Consider the following 19129-nt stretch of genomic DNA (forward strand, 5'->3'; position numbering starts at 1 on the left):
AAATATGTCAACGCCAATCAAAGCAATTTTATTCAAAAAAGAAATCAAGGGCGAACTCCACAACATCTTGTGTTATTGGATGAATTTTTCCTATGATTTAAAACGAGGCGGATTCATTGGCCAGATTGATTTCAATAATCAAAAAAATTACGAATCTGAAAAAGGTGCTGTGTTGAATGCACGAATCCTTTGGACCTTTTCTGCAGCTTATCAGATAGAAGATCATCAAGAAATATTCAATACGGCCAAAAGGGCTTTTAATTATTTGGCAGATTATTTTTATGACAAGGAAAACGGTGGCATCTTTTGGAGTTTGAATGCCGACGGTTCTCCCAAAGACACTAAAAATCAAATCTATGCCATTGCCTTTGTTATTTATGGAATGACGGAATATTTCGCTATTTCTAAAGACGAAAAAGCATTAGAAATTGCTATAAATCTTTATAGAAAAATAGAAGAATTTAGTTTTGACCCAATAAACAAAGGTTATTTTGAAGCTTTTACAAGAGATTGGCAACCCATTGAAGATTTACGCCTCAGTGATAAAGATGCCAATGAAAAGAAGACAATGAACACCCATTTGCACATCGTGGAAGCCTATGCCAATCTTTACATGGTTTGGAAAGATGAAACGTTACGCAAAACCATCGTTGAATTATTGGAAACCATCGACAAGCACTTCATCAATACCGAAACTGGACATTTAAGATTGTTTTTTGATGAGAATTGGATTGAAAAACCAGATGTTATTTCTTATGGTCATGATATTGAAGCGGCTTGGTTGCTGTTGCAATGTGCTGAAAGTACTAAAGATGAAAATCTGATTGAAAAATATAAGCAACATGCCATCCAAATGACTGACGTTACTAGAGAAGGTCTTGATAATGATGGCGGTCTATGGTATGAATTCGACCCACATACCAACGAAATGATAGCCGAAAAACATTGGTGGCCTCAAGCTGAATTGCTTATTGGATTTGTAAATGCCTGGCAAATAACTGGAGATGAAACCTATCTCGACACGGCTATTGAAAACTGGGAGTTCACTAAAAAACACATTATCGACCACGAAAATGGCGAATGGTTTTGGGGAGTGAATGCCGATTATTCAAGAATTGAAAAGGATTTTGCCGGTTTCTGGAAATGTCCCTACCACAACGGAAGGGCCTGCATGGAAGTCATGAAAAGGATTGCCGATTAGTTTTTTGTATTCATTTCCGAATACAAATAAAATCTAAAACACTATGAAAAAAACCTATTTAAATATTGGGATGATTTGTCTTATCTTACTGATTGCAAGTTGTTCTTCAAGTGATGACACAAAAACAAATACTGGACCTATAACAAATCCTGTTGAAGAAGATGTTCTCACCAAAGATAATGTAACCACTTTTATGGTAGATAAAAACGCAACTGCCGAAACGGTGGCTCTTTTCTACAACCTTAAAAAAATGTCGAAGATTAAGTTTGCAATCGGACAACAGGATGCATTCAACAGTTTTTATAATAATATTTCTGGCGATTCAGATATTAAAAAAACTACCAGCCACGACCCTGCCCTTTTGGGTTCCGACTTTATGTTCATCACCGATAAAAATAATAATGGAGAAGCCAGCAACTGGTTTTATCAACAGGAGATTATCATTACCGATGATGTAAAGGAAGCCTATAGTAAAGGCATGATCAACATTTTTTCTTGGCATTTGAGAGAACCCAATCACGAGGAAACTTTTTATGCCGCCGATATGACGGCTGATGAAAAAGCAACTGGCTTTAAAAGTATCTTGCCTGGTGGTGAAAACCATCAGTGGTTTAAATCAAAATTAGATAAAGTTGCTGATGTAATTGGCAATTTAAAAGACAATAACGGAAAACTTATTCCCGTCATCTTTCGCCCTTTTCACGAATTTGACGGAAGCTGGTTTTGGTGGGGAGCTACTTTTTGTTCGCCTGACGAATACAAAACAGTATTCCGATTTACAGTCGATTATTTAAAGAACACGAAAGGAATCCACAACATTCTATATTCTTTTGCTCCTGATAATTCGTATACCACTTCGGCTGCTTTCTTGAGCCGTTATCCAGGTGATGAGTATGTAGATGTAATCGGGATGGACAACTATGGCGATTTCGACAATCAAGGTCAGGCAGGAGCTGATAGAGCCAATACAAAACTTAAAATTGTTTCTGATTTGGCAAAAAGCAAAGTCAAAATTGCAGCCTTGACGGAAACCGGCTATCGGGTAATGGCATCTAATTCGCCTATAACAGGATGGTTTTCCAATCATTTATATACCGCACTTACGGCAAATGAGGTGGAAATTGCCTTTGTAATGTTTTGGAACAACAACAACGACGGCTATTATGTTCCGACAACATCGGCTTCAAATGCTTCAGATTTTACTAGCTTTGTAGCTAAACCCAAAGCAACGCTGATCAATACTTTACCAAATATGTATCAATTACCTCAATAAATATGAAGAATACAATATCAACACTGCTAGTAGTTATTTTTTGTTTGTCTATGATTTCTTGCAATGCTCAAAAACAATCGTTCATTACTGTCAAAGGAACACAATTCATCAAGGACGGAAAACCTTACTCCTACGTTGGAGCCAACTATTGGTATGGAGCCTTGTTGGGTTCTGAAAAATATGGCGATCGAAAAAGGCTTCTTCGTGAACTAGATTTGATGAAAGAAAATGGAATCGACAACTTGAGGGTTTTAGTTGGTGCCGAAGGTGGAACCTATGATTATACCGTTACCCCTGCCCTACAAACCGAACAAGGAAAATACGACGAAGCATTGCTGGACGGACTAGATTTCTTTATGTCAGAAATGGGAAAAAGAAATATCCATGCCGTTCTATACCTGAACAACAACTGGGAATGGTCAGGCGGTATGTCGCAATATTTGGAATGGAACGGTCGTGGTAAAATCCCAAATCCAAATTTAAATGGCAATACTTGGCCTCAATTTATGGAATACACGAGTAAATTCCACGAGTGTGAGCCTTGCATGATTGGTTTTGAAAAACACATCAAATTCATTTTGGGTAGAAAAAATGCATACACAAACAAAAAATACACCGAAGATACAGCGATTATGTCTTGGCAAGTAGCCAACGAACCTAGGGTTTTTACAAGAGAAAATGAAAAATCCTTTACAAATTGGCTAAATAATGTTGTCGATTTGATTGATTCTTTAGATAAAAACCACTTGATCTCGACAGGTTCAGAAGGAAAAGCAGGTTCAAATGATGATTTAGACACTTTTGAAAGAACTCATCAGAATAAAAATATCGATTATTTAACGATGCACATCTGGCCAAAAAACTGGGGATGGTTCAAGGCCGAAGAGGAAAAAAGCACTTTACAAGTTGCCTTGATAAATGCAGAAAAATACATTGACGAACATATTGCTGTTGCAAAAAACATGAACCGACCAATCGTTATTGAGGAATTTGGATTGCCAAGAACACACGAAGGTCTTTTTCCTGAAGCATCAGTCGAAAGCCGTAATGTTTTTTATGAATCATTGTTCAAACGCGTTCTACAAAGCCATAAAAACAAAGAAGCCTTGGCTGGATTGAACTTCTGGGGATTTGGTGGCGAAGGAAAAGCCGTCAACAAAACCGGGAAATGGAATGCAGGCGACGCTTTCACAGCCGATCCTCCTCAGGAACCACAAGGATTGAATACTGTTTTCTCTGAAGACAAGAGCACTTTGAAATTAATAAAAGAATTCAACAATCAGCTTCGATAATTTACAAATCGGACATAAAATTCAAACTCCCGAATCGCTTCGGGAGTTTTTTATGTAAGCTACTTCTTGAATTTCCAATCAAACTCATCCTTGTCATTGATGATTGCACCAACTTCAACCTTCACTACATGCCCAAATTCCGACTGCAGGATCATCCAATTGTCTTCATTGAATGAATTCTCAAAAGTGTCAAACTCCTCCTCTGTCCATTTTGTCAAGCCTTTGGCAACCAAATCCTTCTTTACATCGGCAATTTCTCTTCCCATCACCTTGGTTTCCAAAACCTCCAAATCAGCATCCGAACCAATGATGTATCCCAGTTTGAAATCCTCCTCCATATAAAATGTCAGACGCAGTTTTGGTTCATTAAACAAAAACACCACATTCTCATCCTCGTCCTTATATTGCTTCGTTGGCTTGCCATATAGAGCAATCACATCATTTTGCTTCATCCCGAAAAGCAACTTATCAATCCCGTTTTTCAGATTTATTTTCATCTTGTATATTTATTTCCGCAAAGTTACACTTTTCAGTCTTATAATTAGGAGCAATCCCGAAGCTTCGGGAGCTTGGTTATAAAGGAATCCATGTTCCTGCCTTCCTTCCAAACCTGCCTGTCGGCAGACAGGTCTTTTTGTTTTTTAAAGAAAAAAACAAAAGGATTTTCCCTCCAGTCAGGGCTATGGGGAAATCAAATCGCATTTTGGAAACATTTCCAACAGGAACCTAAAGTTTTGCTTTCAAGTTTTCTTTTACACTTTCAAACCACTCTTCTTTCAAGATACTCAAAACAATGCTGTCTCTTCTCAAACCCTCCGCCGTTGGCATATTGTTTCTCAAAATCCCATCCACCTTGCAACCAATGCTCTTCATCGCATTAATGCTACGTTGGTTGTTGTTGTCGGCACGAAATTCCACACGTTCCATCTGCAATTTTTCGAAGGCAAATTCCAGCAAAAGATATTTGCAATGCTTGTTCAGCTTGGTTCCTTGAAATTCTTTTCCATACCAAGTATAGCCTAATTGCAACGTTTTAAAAGGAAGATTGATGTCATAAAAGCGAGTGCTTCCTGCATATTTTCCACTAATTTTATCAAAGACGATAAACGGAAATTCGGTCTTGTTCGCTTTCGCCTTCAAGGTAATCTGTATGTAATTTTCGAGGTTTTCTTTTCCATTTGCACGAACCAACGAATACAACCAAAGGTCAGGTTCGTTGATGGAAAAATGTAGTAAGTTTTCGATATCAATTTCCACTAATGGTCGAAGTAAAACAAAATCATCTTCAAGGGTAAGGTCATCAGATAAAATAGCGTCCATTTTCTAGCAATAAAAAATAATTACTTCTCGCTCATTTCATCATAACGTTCAGGAACTTGCGGATCATACAACGGACATTTATATTCGTCCATAATATCCACGAGCTTGTCCATTGCAGAACCTTGAGTTCCATAACATTCAATCTTTACGCTATTTGGAGTAGTCTTTACGCAAAATGCACCCGGACCATCGTTATTTTTCCAACTGTTTTCATCCACACGTTCCCATTTTGAAAATACCGAATTGATTCTGTTCAAAATAACCTCCGTTGGAAGTTTCTCCAAACCTTCAACCACCTGATCTTCATCCAAAGCTTCATATACTTCCTGATGGTTCAAATAAACACCGTCTTCGTATTTCCAAAAAAGTAATTCGTACATAAACTTTAGGTTTAGAAATTAATATTCAAAAACGCCAAACTCACTTTCAATTGTCAGTTTCTTCGACTCGGAAGCTTCTACTCTACCTACAATCTGTGCATCAACATTAAATGATTTTGAAATTTCGATAATATCTTGGGCAATGTTTTCTGGAACATACAATTCCATTCTGTGACCACAATTGAACACTTGGTACATCTCTTTCCAATCGGTTTTAGATTGCTCTTGGATCAATTTAAAAAGCGGCGGAATAGGAAATAAATTATCCTTAATTACATGCACATTATCAACAAAATGAAGCACCTTTGTTTGGGCTCCACCACTGCAATGCACCATTCCGTGAATGTCTTTTGGGGTATATTTATCTAAAATCTTTTTAATGATTGGAGCATAGGTTCTGGTTGGCGAAAGCACCAATTTTCCAGCATCAATCGGAGAACCTTCAACAGCATCCGTCAATTTCACTTGGCCAGAATAAATTAAATCTTCAGGAACAGCCGAATCAAAACTTTCTGGATATTTGGTAGCAAGGTATTTCTCAAAAACATCATGACGTGCAGAGGTCAAACCGTTGCTTCCCATTCCTCCGTTATAGCTTTTTTCATAAGTTGCCTGACCAAAAGAAGCCAGGCCCACAATCACATCTCCATCTTGAATATTGGCGTTATCCACCACATCACTGCGTTTCATTCTAGCCGTAACGGTTGAATCTACTATTATGGTTCTAACTACATCACCAACATCGGCCGTTTCGCCACCTGTTGAATGGATCGTTACACCAAAGGTTTTTAATTCGCTAATTAATTCCTCGGTTCCATTGATGATAGCCGAAATAACTTCGGATGGAATTAAATTTTTATTTCTTCCAATAGTTGATGAAAGCAAGATATTATCGGTTGCACCAACACATAACAAGTCATCGATGTTCATGATTAAGGCATCTTGCGAAATCCCTTTCCACACCGAAATATCGCCGGTTTCTTTCCAGTACATATACGCCAATGACGATTTTGTTCCGGCTCCATCGGCATGCATAATGATGCAGAAATCTTCATCGTTGGTTAGATAATCGGGAACAATCTTGCAGAAAGCTTTAGGAAATAAACCTTTATCAATGTTTTTGATGGCGTTGTGAACGTCTTCTTTTGAAGCAGAAACACCACGAAGTGCATATCTTTTGCTGGTATCAGAACTCATAAATTGTGTTGTGTAGTTGTGTCGGCAAATGTAAACATAAAAAAAAAGCCTGCCAAGTGTAATGTTCAATATGTCAGAGCAATTCCTCCAACCTGAATCGGAAGGAAAGTTCCTGATTGTTTCGGTTTACCTTGATTGAAACATATTTGCCCAAATCAGATTTCAACAAAATATTCATTTCCTGCAAAGACAACCTGTAGGCCGATTTGCTGTTGATTGAAACAATAACATCTCCTTCTAGCAATCCCGCTTTTTCGGCCAAGGAATTCTTCCTGATACTGTAAATTTCATAAACAGGTTTTAATTTGAAATTATATTTGAACTCCGATGTCCTCCTTCCTTGATCATATACAACATCATTTGAACTCATACTCAATTCAGTCCTAAAAATTTCAGTTTCGGGAACCCATTGCAAACCAATATGATGAATGTTGATTCCCGTTACATTATAGGAAAACGGACGGTTATAATCGTGTCCTTTCCTGAGGTACAATTTTCCCTTTTGATAATCGAAAATAACTTTGAAACGGTTGAGCAGTTCCCCTCCAACAGAGCCTGACCTATCTTTAATCATTCTTACATTTTTAAGGGCAACCGAATCGGGGAACGAGCAAATTGGTTTTTTAAATTCAAATTCCCCAATTGCAAATTCTTCAATCCTAGCTCTCTTTCCATGAATATCGCCGTTAAACCCTCGTCCTAAAAAATCTTCAAAGTTTTTATCGGGAATATTAATATTCCTCGATTTGTTTTCAAAAAGCCAGACCGGATCACTGTTTCCTGTATCGATGAGACATTTTGCCTCAATAACATTTTCATCAATTGTTGCAAAAGTTTTAAGATAGGGTTTGCCATTTTCTATGGTAATATCAAATGCTTTATATTTTGAAAAGAGCTTTTCTTTATTGATTTTATTTTCATTATAAACTACTATTATCTTCTTGTTATAATCAATTTCTATCAGATTTTTTTTGAAGAAATGCGAGCCTAAAATGCCATTAACAGGAATACCAAGACTGGAGGAAAAATTAAAATCTTGATCGAGCACGATAAGTATCTCGTGATTCATTGATTTTAAGCCGGAAAGTGTCAAGGTGTTCCGAGAAGACCTCAATGCTTCAGTCGAAGATTGATCGCCCAGCCCTCTTAATTTTATCTTTTGGATGTTAAAAAGCTTCACCTCTTCTTTATCTTCCAAACTAAACAGGATTGTTTCTTCGACTCCCGTATCCAACAGAAAATTGAGCTCCACTCCATTTACCATCACAGGAACTATCATCAGATTATTGATCAATTGAAAAGGGATGCTTACTTTTTTATGATGAGTGGTAAATTGAAAACCGCCTTGCCCAAAAAGTAATGGACTGCAAAGTAAAAAACACAATAGTTGAGTTAAAAATTTCATTTGCAATAATTTTTAATAAAAATAAAAAATAAACACCAATAAATTGATAATTTATCAAGATAAAGAATTGGCACTCAATAAAAAAAATTGCAAATTTGCACCACTAAAAATTCAATCATGCCAAAAATTTCAAATAAGGGAAAACAGATGCCGGAATCGCCAATCAGAAAATTGGTTCCGTATTCAGAAATTGCAAAGAAAAAAGGCCATAAGGTCTATCATTTGAACATTGGTCAGCCGGATATCAAGACGCCGGAAGTGGCTATGAATGCTATCAAGAACGTTGACATCAAAGTATTGGAATACAGTCATTCTGCTGGATTCGAAAGCTATAGAACAAAATTGTCACAATATTACATCAACCACGGACTTCCAATTGATGTTGCCGATATCATCATCACAACTGGTGGATCTGAAGCGTTGCTTTTTGCTATGGGAAGCACGATGGATACAGATGACGAAATCATTATTCCAGAACCATTTTATGCCAATTACAACGGATTTTCTACTGCTTCTGGAGTGAAAGTGGTTCCTGTAATTTCTACCATCGAAACAGGTTTTGCTTTGCCTCCAATTGCTGATTTTGAGAAACTGATCTCACCAAAAACCAAGGCAATTCTAATATGCAATCCAGGAAATCCAACAGGATATCTGTATTCTAAGGAAGAAATGATGCAATTGGCAGAATTGGTAAAGAAACACGATTTGTTTTTGATTGCCGATGAAGTGTATCGCGAATTTACGTATGATGGCGACATCCATTATTCTGTAATGAACATTCCTGGAATTGAAGAAAACGCCATTATGATTGATTCGGTTTCCAAACGCTACAGCATGTGTGGTGCAAGAATTGGATGCATCGTTTCAAAAAACAAGGAAGTGATGGCAACTGCAATGAAATTTGCCCAAGCGAGATTGAGTCCGCCAACATTTGCTCAAATCGCAAGCGAAGCTGCACTTGAAACGCCGCAAAGCTATTTCGACGAAGTGATCACGGAATACAGAGACCGCCGTGATACTTTGATTGCAGAATTGAACAAGATCGAAGGTGTAAAAGTGGCCAATCCTAAAGGTGCTTTCTATTGTATTGCACAATTGCCAATTGACAATGCCGACAAATTTGCACAATGGCTTTTGGAGTCGTATGACTTGAACGGCGAAACTGTTATGGTTGCTCCAGCTGCAGGATTCTACTCTACTCCTGGTGTGGGCTTGAATGAAGTTAGAATTGCTTATGTTCTTAAAAAGGAAGACTTGATTCGCAGTGTTGAAATCTTGAAAGAGGCGATTTCTGCTTATAATTCGAAATAAGAATATCTATTAAAAAGAGAAACCTTCAAAGTGATTTGAAGGTTTTTTTATGCTTTTAACTTTTTAATCAAGAAATAAAGTCCAATCAACGCTATTAAAATTGATAGAATTAACAAAGCTGTTTTTTCATAATTAATTACCTCTATATAATTGTTTGGAGTTGTATAATTAATTGCCTTAGCAAACAAAAACCCGTTTGTAAAACTAATCCGCTTTTCTAGCAAGCTTGATTCATATCCATAATCTTTTGCAATCTTGAAAATTTCATTTGCATCCTTAAAGTTTGATTCCAACATTGCAAGGTTTCCTAGTTCAAAAAGCAGAAGTCCAATTATTGAATCTTCAGACTTTATAAAACTCATCCTTTCATTGAGCTGATAATAGATGGATTTGATTAATTTTTCAGTTTGATTAGCACTTAACTCTGAAACAGGCATATCAAAATTTCCAAAGCTTGTTTTAGTAAAAAACTCACTTGAAATAGTATTGGGATTAATCTTTGCTTCTAGAATTTTAATATGCAACCATTCAGAGCCGTTGTGAGAATCTGGACTTATAGCAACTGATTTTTTAATCCATTTTAGAGCATTTGTATTATCACCCAAAAGTTCATAAATAGTTCCAAGATTTGAAGCGGTAGAATATCTATTAGGATGAGTCTTCTCAATATCTAAATACAAGTTTAATGCTTCTTGATATTTTCCTTGAATTACTAGGACATAGCCTTTATCCGATAAATATTCTATCTTTTTAGTTTTGTTGTAAAGGCTGTCCAATTGCTTGAATACCTTATCAAATTCAATAGTAAAAAATTCATGACCTCTAGGAATTATTCCCTCATAATCTTCATATAAAGCCAAACCATTAGTTAAAACCTTTGTTTCTCCATTTAAACATGCAAATACGTTTAATGAAAATAAAATACCAATGATTACTAATAGTTTTTTCATTCAAATAATTTTAAAAAGGAACATCACTATCATCATCAAAATTATTCAAATTGCTTCCGAAAGCTTCGTTTGCTGAAGGAAGATTTTTTGGTGTGATAAATGGATTATCGTCAAGATTCATTTTGGATGGCAAATCGTCATAACCTTCTCCATAATTTTCAAGGTTGTCGAATTTACCAAGATTTCCGATAAATTTCAGACGGATGTTCTCCAAACTACCATTCCTGTGTTTGGCGATGATAAATTCGGCCTGACCTTCGGTTGGCGAATGTTCATCATCATCCCACTCATCAATTTTGTAATATTCAGGACGGTAGATAAACGAAACGATATCGGCATCCTGCTCAATCGCTCCCGATTCACGAAGATCCGACAGCAAAGGTCTTTTGCTCGATCCACGGGTTTCAACCGCACGAGACAATTGCGAAAGTGCAATAACCGGAACGCCAAGTTCTTTTGCCAAAGCCTTCAAGTTTCGGGAAATGGTGGAAATTTCCTGTTCACGGTTTCCTCCTCCTTTTCCGTTTCCACCGGCTGTCATCAATTGAAGGTAATCGACAATAATCATCTTGATTCCGTGTTGGGACGAAAGACGACGTGCTTTTGCCCTTAAATCGAAAATGGATAACGATGGTGTATCATCAATATATAATGGTGCTTTTTCAAGATTTTTTACCTTGATGCTTAGCTGTTCCCATTCATGTTTTTCTAATTTTCCAGTTCTCAATTTCTCCGAAGACAAACCTGTTTCCGATGAAATCAAACGAGTAATCAGCTGAACGGAAGACATCTCCAGCGAAAATAAAGCTACCGGATGACCAAAATCTATGGCAATGTTTCGAGCCATCGAAAGTACGAAAGCTGTATTATGGGTAACCGTCATATCTTCTAACAGAAATAATCTATTACCGTCTATTTCGAAACCATAATAATCATCCTCTTTATCAGGCTCGACTTTAATTCCAGTAACTTTCCAATCGGCTTTCGCTATTCGTTCTCTGGCTTTTTTTCGCTCTATTTTTGTTGGAATACTATTCAAATTTCCGAATATTCTCAAACGGAAAGCCTCTCCCTCAAAACCTGTTGATTTTATAGTCGTTTTTTTCTTTCTTACAGATGTTCTAAAACCGAGACTATCACAAAGGAATTTAATTTGATTTAACAGCTTTTCATTTTTTTGAACAATCTCGAAGCAATTAAATTCATCTGTATAATATCCATCAGAATCAATAATTCCTGCCAATAATTGCAATCTATTTTCAGTAGAATTTATTAGATATTGATTCGGAATATGTTTGTTTTGCAATAGATTCAAACTTCTTAATTCTGATTGAATACATGTATTAAATTCTTCTGAAGTAAATTTATTTCTATTTATAATTGAAAAACCGTTTGTTTTGTTTTCTTGTTCATAAACTACCAATTCGCTTTCTAAACGTGTTGCATAATCGTTTAAATAATGAATGATTTCTTCATCAATATTTGTAATTCTTTGACTGTATGAATGACCATCGCCAAGCCAAAGTCCCAAGTAATAAGGTTCTAAAGGAAGTTCTTTGCTATCAAATTCAACAGCTACTTTATATCCTTTATAATTGGATTTAAATTTATCTGATTTTTCTAAATACTCCTTTACATTAATATTTAAAACATCGCCTTTTTTATGAGAACCTTCATTTCTGCTTCTTTTTAATGATAAGATATGACTTTCATTAACCCTGTATGAAATTCCTTTGTTTTGATGAATCCAATACATTTTTTCGCGACCTCTTGCTATTGAGAGAACTTTTCTTGGAGTAGAATCATCTCCCATCAACAAATCATTTGTGGTGATATCTTCTACTTTTTTAAGAGAACCGTCAAACATCAAAACATTTGTTCCTTTTCCTAAACATTTGCCCATCCCGGGCCTAGCCGCAATAATAATCAAATCACTTGGTTGCCATCCAGAAGTTACCTTGTCAAGTTTCTCAAAACCAGTGGCAATTCCACTCAAACCTTCTTTTCCTGCAATTTCCTCGATTCTTTTCTTGGCTTGGATCACCAAACTTTGAGCCGTTTCGGAACTACGTTTGATGTTTCCTTGTGTTACTTCGTATAATTTAGATTCGGCTTTGTCCAGCAAATCAAAAACGTCGGTCGTTTCATCGTAGGATTCTTCAATGATTTCAGATGAAATTTTAATCAAGCTTCGTTGGATGAATTTCTGCAAAATAATCCTTGAATGGAACTCAATATGGGCCGAAGAAGAGATTTTCTGAGTCAGTTGAATCAGATAGAAATCGCCTCCCGCCAAATCTAGTTTTGCATTCTTTTTTAGCTGTGCTGAAACTGTTAACAAGTCAATAGGCTGTGTATCTGTGAACAACTGCACGATAGCTTCAAAAATATGCTTGTGGGCGTCTTTATAAAACGCGTCGGGCTGTAGGATATCGATAACCTCGTCAACCCCTTTTTTATCAATCATCATTGCACCAAGAACTGCCTCCTCAAGGTCTAAAGCCTGTGGCGGAAGTTTTCCTTTTTCAAGATTGATGATGGTAGTTTTATCTACTTTGATTGGGTTTATATTTCTGAGATTTTCCATAGTGCGAATGTAGCTAAATTTAAAAGAGGAGTAAACCTCTAGTTGTTAGCCAGTGGATGTTTATAAGTGTGTGATTTGTGTTGATAACTCAAAAAAAACGCCCCGTTGTTGACGAGGCGTTACAATGATAATTTTGTAAGATTTACTCTTTAAATTCGCCCATCTTGCTGTATTTATCCATTCTTTGGAACACTAATTCTTCTGTTGATAAATCTTTCAGCTCATTATAAGCTTTGGTAATATATTGCTCAACCGTTTTGAAGGTTGTTTCCCTGTCGTAATGAGCCCCACCAAGTGGTTCCGGAATAATATCGTCAACCAATTTTTGTTTCTTCATATCAGTCGAAGTCAGTTTCAAGGCTTCGGCTGCTTGTTCTTTGTATTCCCAGCTTTTCCAAAGGATGGATGAACAAGATTCTGGTGAAATTACCGAGTACCAAGTGTTTTCCATCATCAAAACTTTGTCGCCAACACCAATTCCTAATGCTCCACCTGAAGCTCCTTCACCAACGATCACACAGATGATCGGCACTTTCAAACGGCACATTTCCATGATATTTCTGGCAATGGCTTCTCCTTGTCCTCTTTCTTCGGCTTCCAATCCTGGATAGGCTCCCGGAGTATCGATGAAGGTTACGACTGGGATATTGAATTTCTCTGCCATTTTCATCAAACGTAAAGCTTTTCTATATCCTTCTGGGTTTGCCATTCCGAAATTACGGAACTGACGTGTCTTGGTGTTGTATCCTTTTTGTTGGCCTACAATCATGAAGGATTGTCCTCCTATTTTTCCTAATCCGCCAATCATAGCCTTGTCGTCTTTGAAGTTTCTGTCGCCAAAAAGTTCTAGGAATGTTTGTCCACAAAGAGCTCTAACGTGGTCCATTGTATAAGGACGGTTTGGATGGCGTGAAAGCTGAACACGTTGCCAAGCGGTTAGGTTTTTATATATTTTACGTTTGGTTTCTTCTAGCTTTTTCTCGATTTGCTTGCAGGTGTTGGTTACATCTACGTTTGATTCCTGACCGATGATCTGACATTTGTCTAACTGGTCTTCAAGTTCTTTTATGGGAAGCTCAAAATCTAAATATTCCATAGGGTTTGTGCGTTTTTTAATTTTGTTCGGACTACAAAGATAAAATTTAATATCGTGAACGAAAGATTTTTTTTGTTTTTATGGCGTTAATGTTTGTGTTTTTTGTTGTATTTGTTTTGATGATGAATTCAATTATATCGTAGGTTTTTATAGACAAAGTCGGGGAATAGCCCCGATTACCTCACAAAGTTTTTATTTGTTTTTTAAAGGAGTTCGATGAACACTTCGTGTTTGAAATGGAAATCCTTGCTCTTGAAAATGTATTTTTTCCTGACAGAAAAGAGCGACCAACGGAAGCTCCTTTTGTGGCTTGGAAAAAAACATTTTCAAGGGCAAGATTGGAATGGAAAGCGGGAATAGCTCCTTAAAAAAACTACTCTTTCGCTTTGTATTTGTTTTTGATGATGCCGTTAAGGATGACTGTCAATAGGATAATTGCCGAACCGATGTAGAACGGGACGCTCATTTTTTCGTCTTCGCCGATGATGAAATAGGCCAAAATAATGCCGTAAACGGGTTCGAGATTAGTGGTGAGCATTACGGTGTAGGGCGAAAGTCTTTTCATGACATTTACCGATGCTGTGAAGGCATAAGCCGTGCAAACCGAGGATAAAAGCAGGATGAGGAGCCAATCGTTTGTGGAAACTTCAAAAAAGGCAGGTGTGAATTTTCCGTCGAAAAGAAGGTAAACCGAAACGAAGAGGAAACCTGCAAAAAACTCATACAAGGTGATGATGGTGGAATCGTGTTGCTGGATTAGTTTTCCGTTGAAAAGCGTGAATAAAACGCCAACGAATACCGAAAATAGAGCGGCTAGAATTCCGTCGAGGTATTTGATTTCTACTTGCATTATTATGAAAAGTCCGGCGATGATGATGAGTCCGAATAAGACTTCGTACCAAAGCATTTTGCGTTTATAAAACAATGGTTCGAGGACGGAGGCGAAAAAAGCTCCCACGGAAAACATGGCCAAGGTGATGGAAACGTTGGAAATATTGATGGCCTTGAAGAAAAATATCCAGTGAATGGCAATGAGAAAGCCTACGAAAACGAGCTTCATGATCGCTTTTGGTGGCAGGAGTAATTTCTTTTTGGTGATGAGGAGATAGACCAAAAGAAAACCTGTAGCCAAGAGCATTCTGTACCAAACCAAGGAGGCTTCCCGGATGGTGATGAGCTCGCCCAAAACGGCGGTGAATCCCCAGATGAAAACGATTAAATGAAGATTGAGGTAGCTTTTGAGGTTGTTATCTCCTTGCATTTCTGAGCAGATAAATGGCTAGAATTCCGAATGCAATATTGGGAATCCAAACAGCTAAAAGTGGAGGAATACTTGACTTTTCGGCCATTACTCCAAATATTTTATCGAAGAAAACAAAGGCAAATGCGAGTCCGATTCCGATGGCAAGGTTCATTCCCATTCCTCCTCTTCGCTTCATAGCCGAAACCGCAACGGCGATAATGGTAAGGATAAAGGCTGAAACTGGAATGCTGTATTTCTTGTATAAAACCACCAAATAGGTATTGATATTGCCAGAGCCTCTTGCTCTTTCTTTTTCTATGAAATTGTTTAAATCTCCTAAAGTCAAGGTTTCTGCAACGTAGACCGTTGGGGTTAGATCTTCCAATTCAAACGTAAAAGTGGTATCCTTTTTTGGAAAAGTCTGAATGATGTCGCTGTCTATACCTACTTTTCGAGTGGTGTAATTAAACAACGTGTAGGTGCTGTCTTTTTCATTCCACTTGATTCTGTTGGCAACAATCTTCTGGTTGAGGGTATTGTCTTTATTGAATTGTTCTAAGGTGAAATTAAAGGCTGTTTGGCTGTTTGTATTGAAATTTTGTACATATATAAAGGTGCTGTCGTTCACTTGACGATAGACATCTGCAGTTTGACGCATTTTATTGGCTCCATTTCCTTTAAGATATTTATACCTAAAACTATTAAATCCTTCGCTGGCTTTTGGCACAATAAAGAAACCCATCAAGAGTGCAAAAATTGAAACAATTGTTGCTCCAATTAAATAAGGCCTTAAAAACCTCATAAAGGAAATTCCAGAACTCAAAATGGCAATAATCTCGGTATTGTTGGCTAATTTAGATGTGAACCAAATCACGGAGAGAAATAAAAATATAGGGAATAATAAATTGGCAAAATAAATTACAAAGTCCAGATAGTACATCGCAATCTCTCCAAAAGGCACCTTGTTCTGCAACATCCGGTTGATCTTTTCGGAAACGTCAATAACAATCCCAATCGGAATAAACAAAAGCAACATCACCACAAAAGTAGAGAGGTAACGCTTTAGAATGTATTTATCTATTATGTTCATTTACAGTTTAGATTTTAGATTTTAGATTTTAGATTTTCTGCGTGAAAATTTTAAAACTTAAACCTTAAACAATTTTACAACCTTTTATCCATTTGCTTCACCATCATTTCTTTCCATTGGCGGAAATCTCCTGCCAAGATGTGTTTTCTGGCTTCACGAACCAACCACATATAAAACCCAAGATTATGAATCGTAGCAATTTGTTTTCCTAAATATTCATTGGCCGCGAAAAGGTGTCGCAAATAGGCTTTAGTATATTCTACATCTACAAAAGTATGTCCCATTTCGTCAAGCGGAGAAAAATCGGCTTCCCATTTCTTGTTTTTGATGTTGATGGTTCCGTGTGCCGTGAAAAGCATTCCGTTTCGGGCGTTTCTAGTTGGCATCACACAATCGAACATATCGATTCCGAGAGCGATGTTTTCCAAAATATTGATTGGCGTTCCAACACCCATCAAATATCTTGGTTTGTCTTCTGGCAAAATCTCACACACCACTTCGGTCATGGCATACATTTCTTCTGCTGGTTCTCCAACGGAAAGTCCACCGATTGCGTTTCCTTGCTGACCTGAATTGGCAATATATTCTGCCGATTGACGGCGTAAATCTTTATAAGTACTTCCTTGAACTATTGGGAAAAACGTTTGTTCATAGCCATATTTAAACGGTAATTTATCCAAATGGCTGATGCAACGATCGAGCCAACGGTGTGTCATGTGCATCGAACGTTGAGCATAACGATAATCACAAGGGTAAGGCGTGCATTCATCAAAAGCCATAATGATATCGGCTCCGATGGTACGTTGGATTTCCATTACATTTTCGGGTGTAAAGAAATGATAGGAACCGTCAATATGCGATTTGAACTTCACTCCCTCTTCCTTGATTTTCCTATTGGCCGAAAGGGAATACACCTGATAACCTCCAGAGTCGGTCAGGATATTTCGGTCCCAATTCATGAATTTATGCAAACCTCCCGCCTTTTCCAAGATTTCGGTTTGAGGACGAAGGTATAAATGGTAGGTATTTCCGAGGATGATATCCGGGTTGATTTCTTCTTTCAATTCGCGTTGGTGCACTCCTTTTACAGAAGCTACGGTTCCAACGGGCATAAATATCGGGGTTTCAATTACACCGTGATCGGTAGTGATACTTCCTGCACGGGCTTTCGATTGAGGGTCTTTTTTTAATAATTCAAACTTCATAAAAACGTTTTTCTCCCGACTGTTCGGGACGGCAAAGATAATTTATTTAGGATTTATCAATCAGGATTTAGGATTTTATTTAACATTAATATTTAGATAAAAATTATCGATTTTTATATTTTAAATTTGCCGCTTCCGCAGATAAAAAAACAGTCATGAACACTACAAAAAACTACATTTTTACTTCCGAAAGATTGGGTTTTAGAAACTGGATGGAAGACGATATCCCGCAGATGGCAAACATCAACAGCAACACAAACGTGATGAAATTTTTTCCATCGGTACAAACAGCCGAGCAAACCCGAGGTTTCATATACAGGATGCAGCAGCAATTTGAAGAACAAAACTATTGCTATTTTGCAGTTGATGTTTTGGAAAGCGATGCGTTCATAGGGTTTATAGGATTATCAGACAAAGATTTTGAGTCGGATTTTACGCCTTGCGTAGATATTGGCTGGCGGCTGTCTGAAAATCACTGGAAAAAAGGCTATGCCACAGAAGGAGCCTTGGCTTGCCTGAAATATGGCTTCGAAGAACTACATCTTGAAAAAATAATTGCCACGACACCCAGCGTCAACATTAAATCGGAAGAGGTTATGAAAAGAATAGGTATGACCAAGGTAAAGAGCTTCAACCATCCCTTGCTCTTGGACGATGAGCGACTTCGGGAATGCTTGCTTTATTCTATTACAAATCGATAATTAAATCAAAAAAGAAGAATAATATTTTTATATTTACTCCATAATATAAAAACTAACCTCAAAAAAATATAAAATTATGGCAAAGAGTCAGGATGCGAAAAAAACCGTTAAGAAAGAACCTCTAAAAACGGCCAAAGAGAAAAAAGAGGAAAAGAGGGCCAAGAAAAATGCTCCTAAAAGGGATTAATTTCACCCTTCATTCAACACGAATTCCACAAATTTTCACTAATTTTTTTCGTGAAAATTTGTGGAATTCGTGTTTACAGCTTAGTGATCGAACCACTAAAGTACCTACTAAAGCTTCTATAAAACAAAAACCATCCACCAAGGCAGATGGTTTTCTAACTTAAAACTAAACCCAAATATTAAAATTTATATCCCACTCCTGCAAAAACGCCGTTTACAGCCACATCTCCAAATCCTAAAGAATATTTTGCGTTAACATCAAGATTCTCGGTGATGTCATACGAAGCACCAAAATCCACATTCAATTTAAACTCATCTTCCTCGGCATCCAAGAAATAATTGAAGCTTGGTCCTGCCAAAGCGTGAAATTTTTCAGCAAACGAATATTTTGCCAATACGGGAACCGATATGAAATTCAAATCAGAAATGGCTACATATAAAACCTCCGGTTGGAAGGCGAACTTTTCAGACAAGCCAATTGTTGCAAAACCACCTACAAAAAATCCCGTTTCGGAACTTGTTGCCGTTCCAGAACCCAAAGGACCAAGGTCATACTTTACTTTTGCAGATGCAAAATCGACCCCTGCCTTAACACCAAATTTTGTTTCTTGAGCAGTTGCACAAAAAGTTCCTGCCAACAGAAATGCTCCTAGTAATACTTTTTTCATGATTAATTGTTTTAGTTATTAATG

The 19129-nt window shown here is 37.2% G+C and carries 18 protein-coding genes; 6 read left to right on the forward strand and 12 right to left on the reverse strand.

Annotation, left to right across the window (positions count from 1 at the left end):
• The first annotated feature begins 4 nt into the window (after window positions 1–4).
• Genes J2X31_RS13715 through J2X31_RS13725 form a run of 3 tightly spaced genes read left to right on the forward strand, consistent with a single transcriptional unit; the run spans window position 5 to window position 3766 of the window.
• Window positions 5–1201 (forward strand): AGE family epimerase/isomerase, encoded by a 1197-nt coding sequence (locus tag J2X31_RS13715; protein ID WP_310027390.1) that lies wholly within the window; start codon window positions 5–7, stop codon window positions 1199–1201.
• Window positions 1202–1244: 43 nt separating this feature from the next.
• Window positions 1245–2474 (forward strand): glycoside hydrolase family 26 protein, encoded by a 1230-nt coding sequence (locus J2X31_RS13720; RefSeq protein ID WP_310027391.1) that lies wholly within the window; start codon window positions 1245–1247, stop codon window positions 2472–2474.
• Between the two features lie 2 nt (window positions 2475–2476).
• On the forward strand, window positions 2477–3766 hold the full coding sequence (locus tag J2X31_RS13725) for a glycoside hydrolase 5 family protein (protein ID WP_310027392.1): 1290 nt from the start codon (window positions 2477–2479) through the stop codon (window positions 3764–3766).
• 59 nt (window positions 3767–3825) lie between these two features.
• Here J2X31_RS13725 and J2X31_RS13730 read toward each other — a convergent pair whose 3' ends face one another.
• From J2X31_RS13730 to J2X31_RS13750, 5 genes are all read right to left on the reverse strand, one after another.
• Entirely contained in the window at window positions 3826–4263 is a 438-nt protein-coding gene (locus J2X31_RS13730) for a hypothetical protein (protein ID WP_310027393.1), read from the reverse strand.
• A gap of 229 nt (window positions 4264–4492) precedes the next feature.
• Window positions 4493–5086 (reverse strand): GNAT family N-acetyltransferase, encoded by a 594-nt coding sequence (locus J2X31_RS13735; protein WP_310027394.1) that lies wholly within the window; start codon window positions 5084–5086, stop codon window positions 4493–4495.
• A gap of 20 nt (window positions 5087–5106) precedes the next feature.
• Window positions 5107–5466 carry a hypothetical protein gene (locus J2X31_RS13740; protein WP_310027396.1) on the reverse strand — a complete coding sequence of 120 codons (360 nt, stop codon included), beginning with the start codon at window positions 5464–5466 and terminating at the stop codon, window positions 5107–5109.
• A gap of 18 nt (window positions 5467–5484) precedes the next feature.
• Entirely contained in the window at window positions 5485–6663 is a 1179-nt protein-coding gene (locus J2X31_RS13745; protein ID WP_310027398.1) for an AIR synthase related protein, read from the reverse strand.
• Window positions 6664–6736: 73 nt separating this feature from the next.
• Entirely contained in the window at window positions 6737–8068 is a 1332-nt protein-coding gene (locus J2X31_RS13750; protein WP_310027399.1) for an aspartyl protease family protein, read from the reverse strand.
• Window positions 8069–8185: 117 nt separating this feature from the next.
• On the opposite strand from J2X31_RS13750, the gene J2X31_RS13755 reads away from it, so the two are divergent.
• A complete protein-coding gene (locus tag J2X31_RS13755) occupies window positions 8186–9379 on the forward strand; it encodes a pyridoxal phosphate-dependent aminotransferase (protein WP_310027400.1) in 1194 nt (397 codons plus the stop codon).
• Window positions 9380–9426: 47 nt separating this feature from the next.
• On the opposite strand, the gene J2X31_RS13760 is transcribed toward J2X31_RS13755, so the two are convergent.
• The 3 genes from J2X31_RS13760 to J2X31_RS13770 all read right to left on the reverse strand — a co-directional run bounded on the left by J2X31_RS13760 (window position 9427) and on the right by J2X31_RS13770 (window position 14012).
• A complete protein-coding gene (locus J2X31_RS13760) occupies window positions 9427–10329 on the reverse strand; it encodes a tetratricopeptide repeat protein (protein ID WP_310027401.1) in 903 nt (300 codons plus the stop codon).
• A gap of 10 nt (window positions 10330–10339) precedes the next feature.
• Window positions 10340–12916, reverse strand: coding sequence for a replicative DNA helicase (gene dnaB, locus J2X31_RS13765; protein WP_310027402.1), 2577 nt, complete (start codon window positions 12914–12916; stop codon window positions 10340–10342).
• 142 nt (window positions 12917–13058) lie between these two features.
• Window positions 13059–14012, reverse strand: a complete 954-nt coding sequence (locus J2X31_RS13770) for an acetyl-CoA carboxylase carboxyltransferase subunit alpha (RefSeq protein ID WP_310027403.1) — start codon at window positions 14010–14012, stop codon at window positions 13059–13061.
• 236 nt (window positions 14013–14248) lie between these two features.
• Between J2X31_RS13770 and J2X31_RS13775 the strand changes: the two genes are divergently transcribed.
• The gene (locus J2X31_RS13775) at window positions 14249–14380 is read left to right on the forward strand and encodes a hypothetical protein (protein WP_310027404.1); all 132 of its coding nucleotides are present in this window, start codon (window positions 14249–14251) and stop codon (window positions 14378–14380) included.
• Window positions 14381–14385: 5 nt separating this feature from the next.
• Here J2X31_RS13775 and J2X31_RS13780 read toward each other — a convergent pair whose 3' ends face one another.
• The 3 genes from J2X31_RS13780 to tgt form a co-directional block, all read right to left on the reverse strand.
• Complete coding sequence (locus tag J2X31_RS13780) at window positions 14386–15273, reverse strand: DMT family transporter (protein WP_310027406.1); 888 nt, start codon at window positions 15271–15273, stop codon at window positions 14386–14388.
• A complete protein-coding gene (locus J2X31_RS13785) occupies window positions 15260–16345 on the reverse strand; it encodes an LptF/LptG family permease (protein WP_310027407.1) in 1086 nt (361 codons plus the stop codon). The genes J2X31_RS13780 and J2X31_RS13785 overlap by 14 nt, the downstream gene beginning before the upstream one ends.
• Window positions 16346–16419: 74 nt before the next feature.
• Window positions 16420–17550 (reverse strand): tRNA guanosine(34) transglycosylase Tgt, encoded by a 1131-nt coding sequence (gene tgt / locus J2X31_RS13790; protein ID WP_310027408.1) that lies wholly within the window; start codon window positions 17548–17550, stop codon window positions 16420–16422.
• Between the two features lie 155 nt (window positions 17551–17705).
• On the opposite strand from tgt, the gene J2X31_RS13795 reads away from it, so the two are divergent.
• Window positions 17706–18251, forward strand: coding sequence for a GNAT family N-acetyltransferase (locus J2X31_RS13795; RefSeq protein WP_310027409.1), 546 nt, complete (start codon window positions 17706–17708; stop codon window positions 18249–18251).
• Window positions 18252–18616: 365 nt separating this feature from the next.
• Here J2X31_RS13795 and J2X31_RS13800 read toward each other — a convergent pair whose 3' ends face one another.
• Window positions 18617–19105 (reverse strand): outer membrane beta-barrel protein, encoded by a 489-nt coding sequence (locus J2X31_RS13800; RefSeq protein ID WP_310027411.1) that lies wholly within the window; start codon window positions 19103–19105, stop codon window positions 18617–18619.
• Between the last annotated feature and the right edge of the window lie 24 nt (window positions 19106–19129).

This window comes from Flavobacterium arsenatis, from assembly GCF_031456785.1.
Taxonomy (GTDB): domain Bacteria; phylum Bacteroidota; class Bacteroidia; order Flavobacteriales; family Flavobacteriaceae; genus Flavobacterium; species Flavobacterium arsenatis.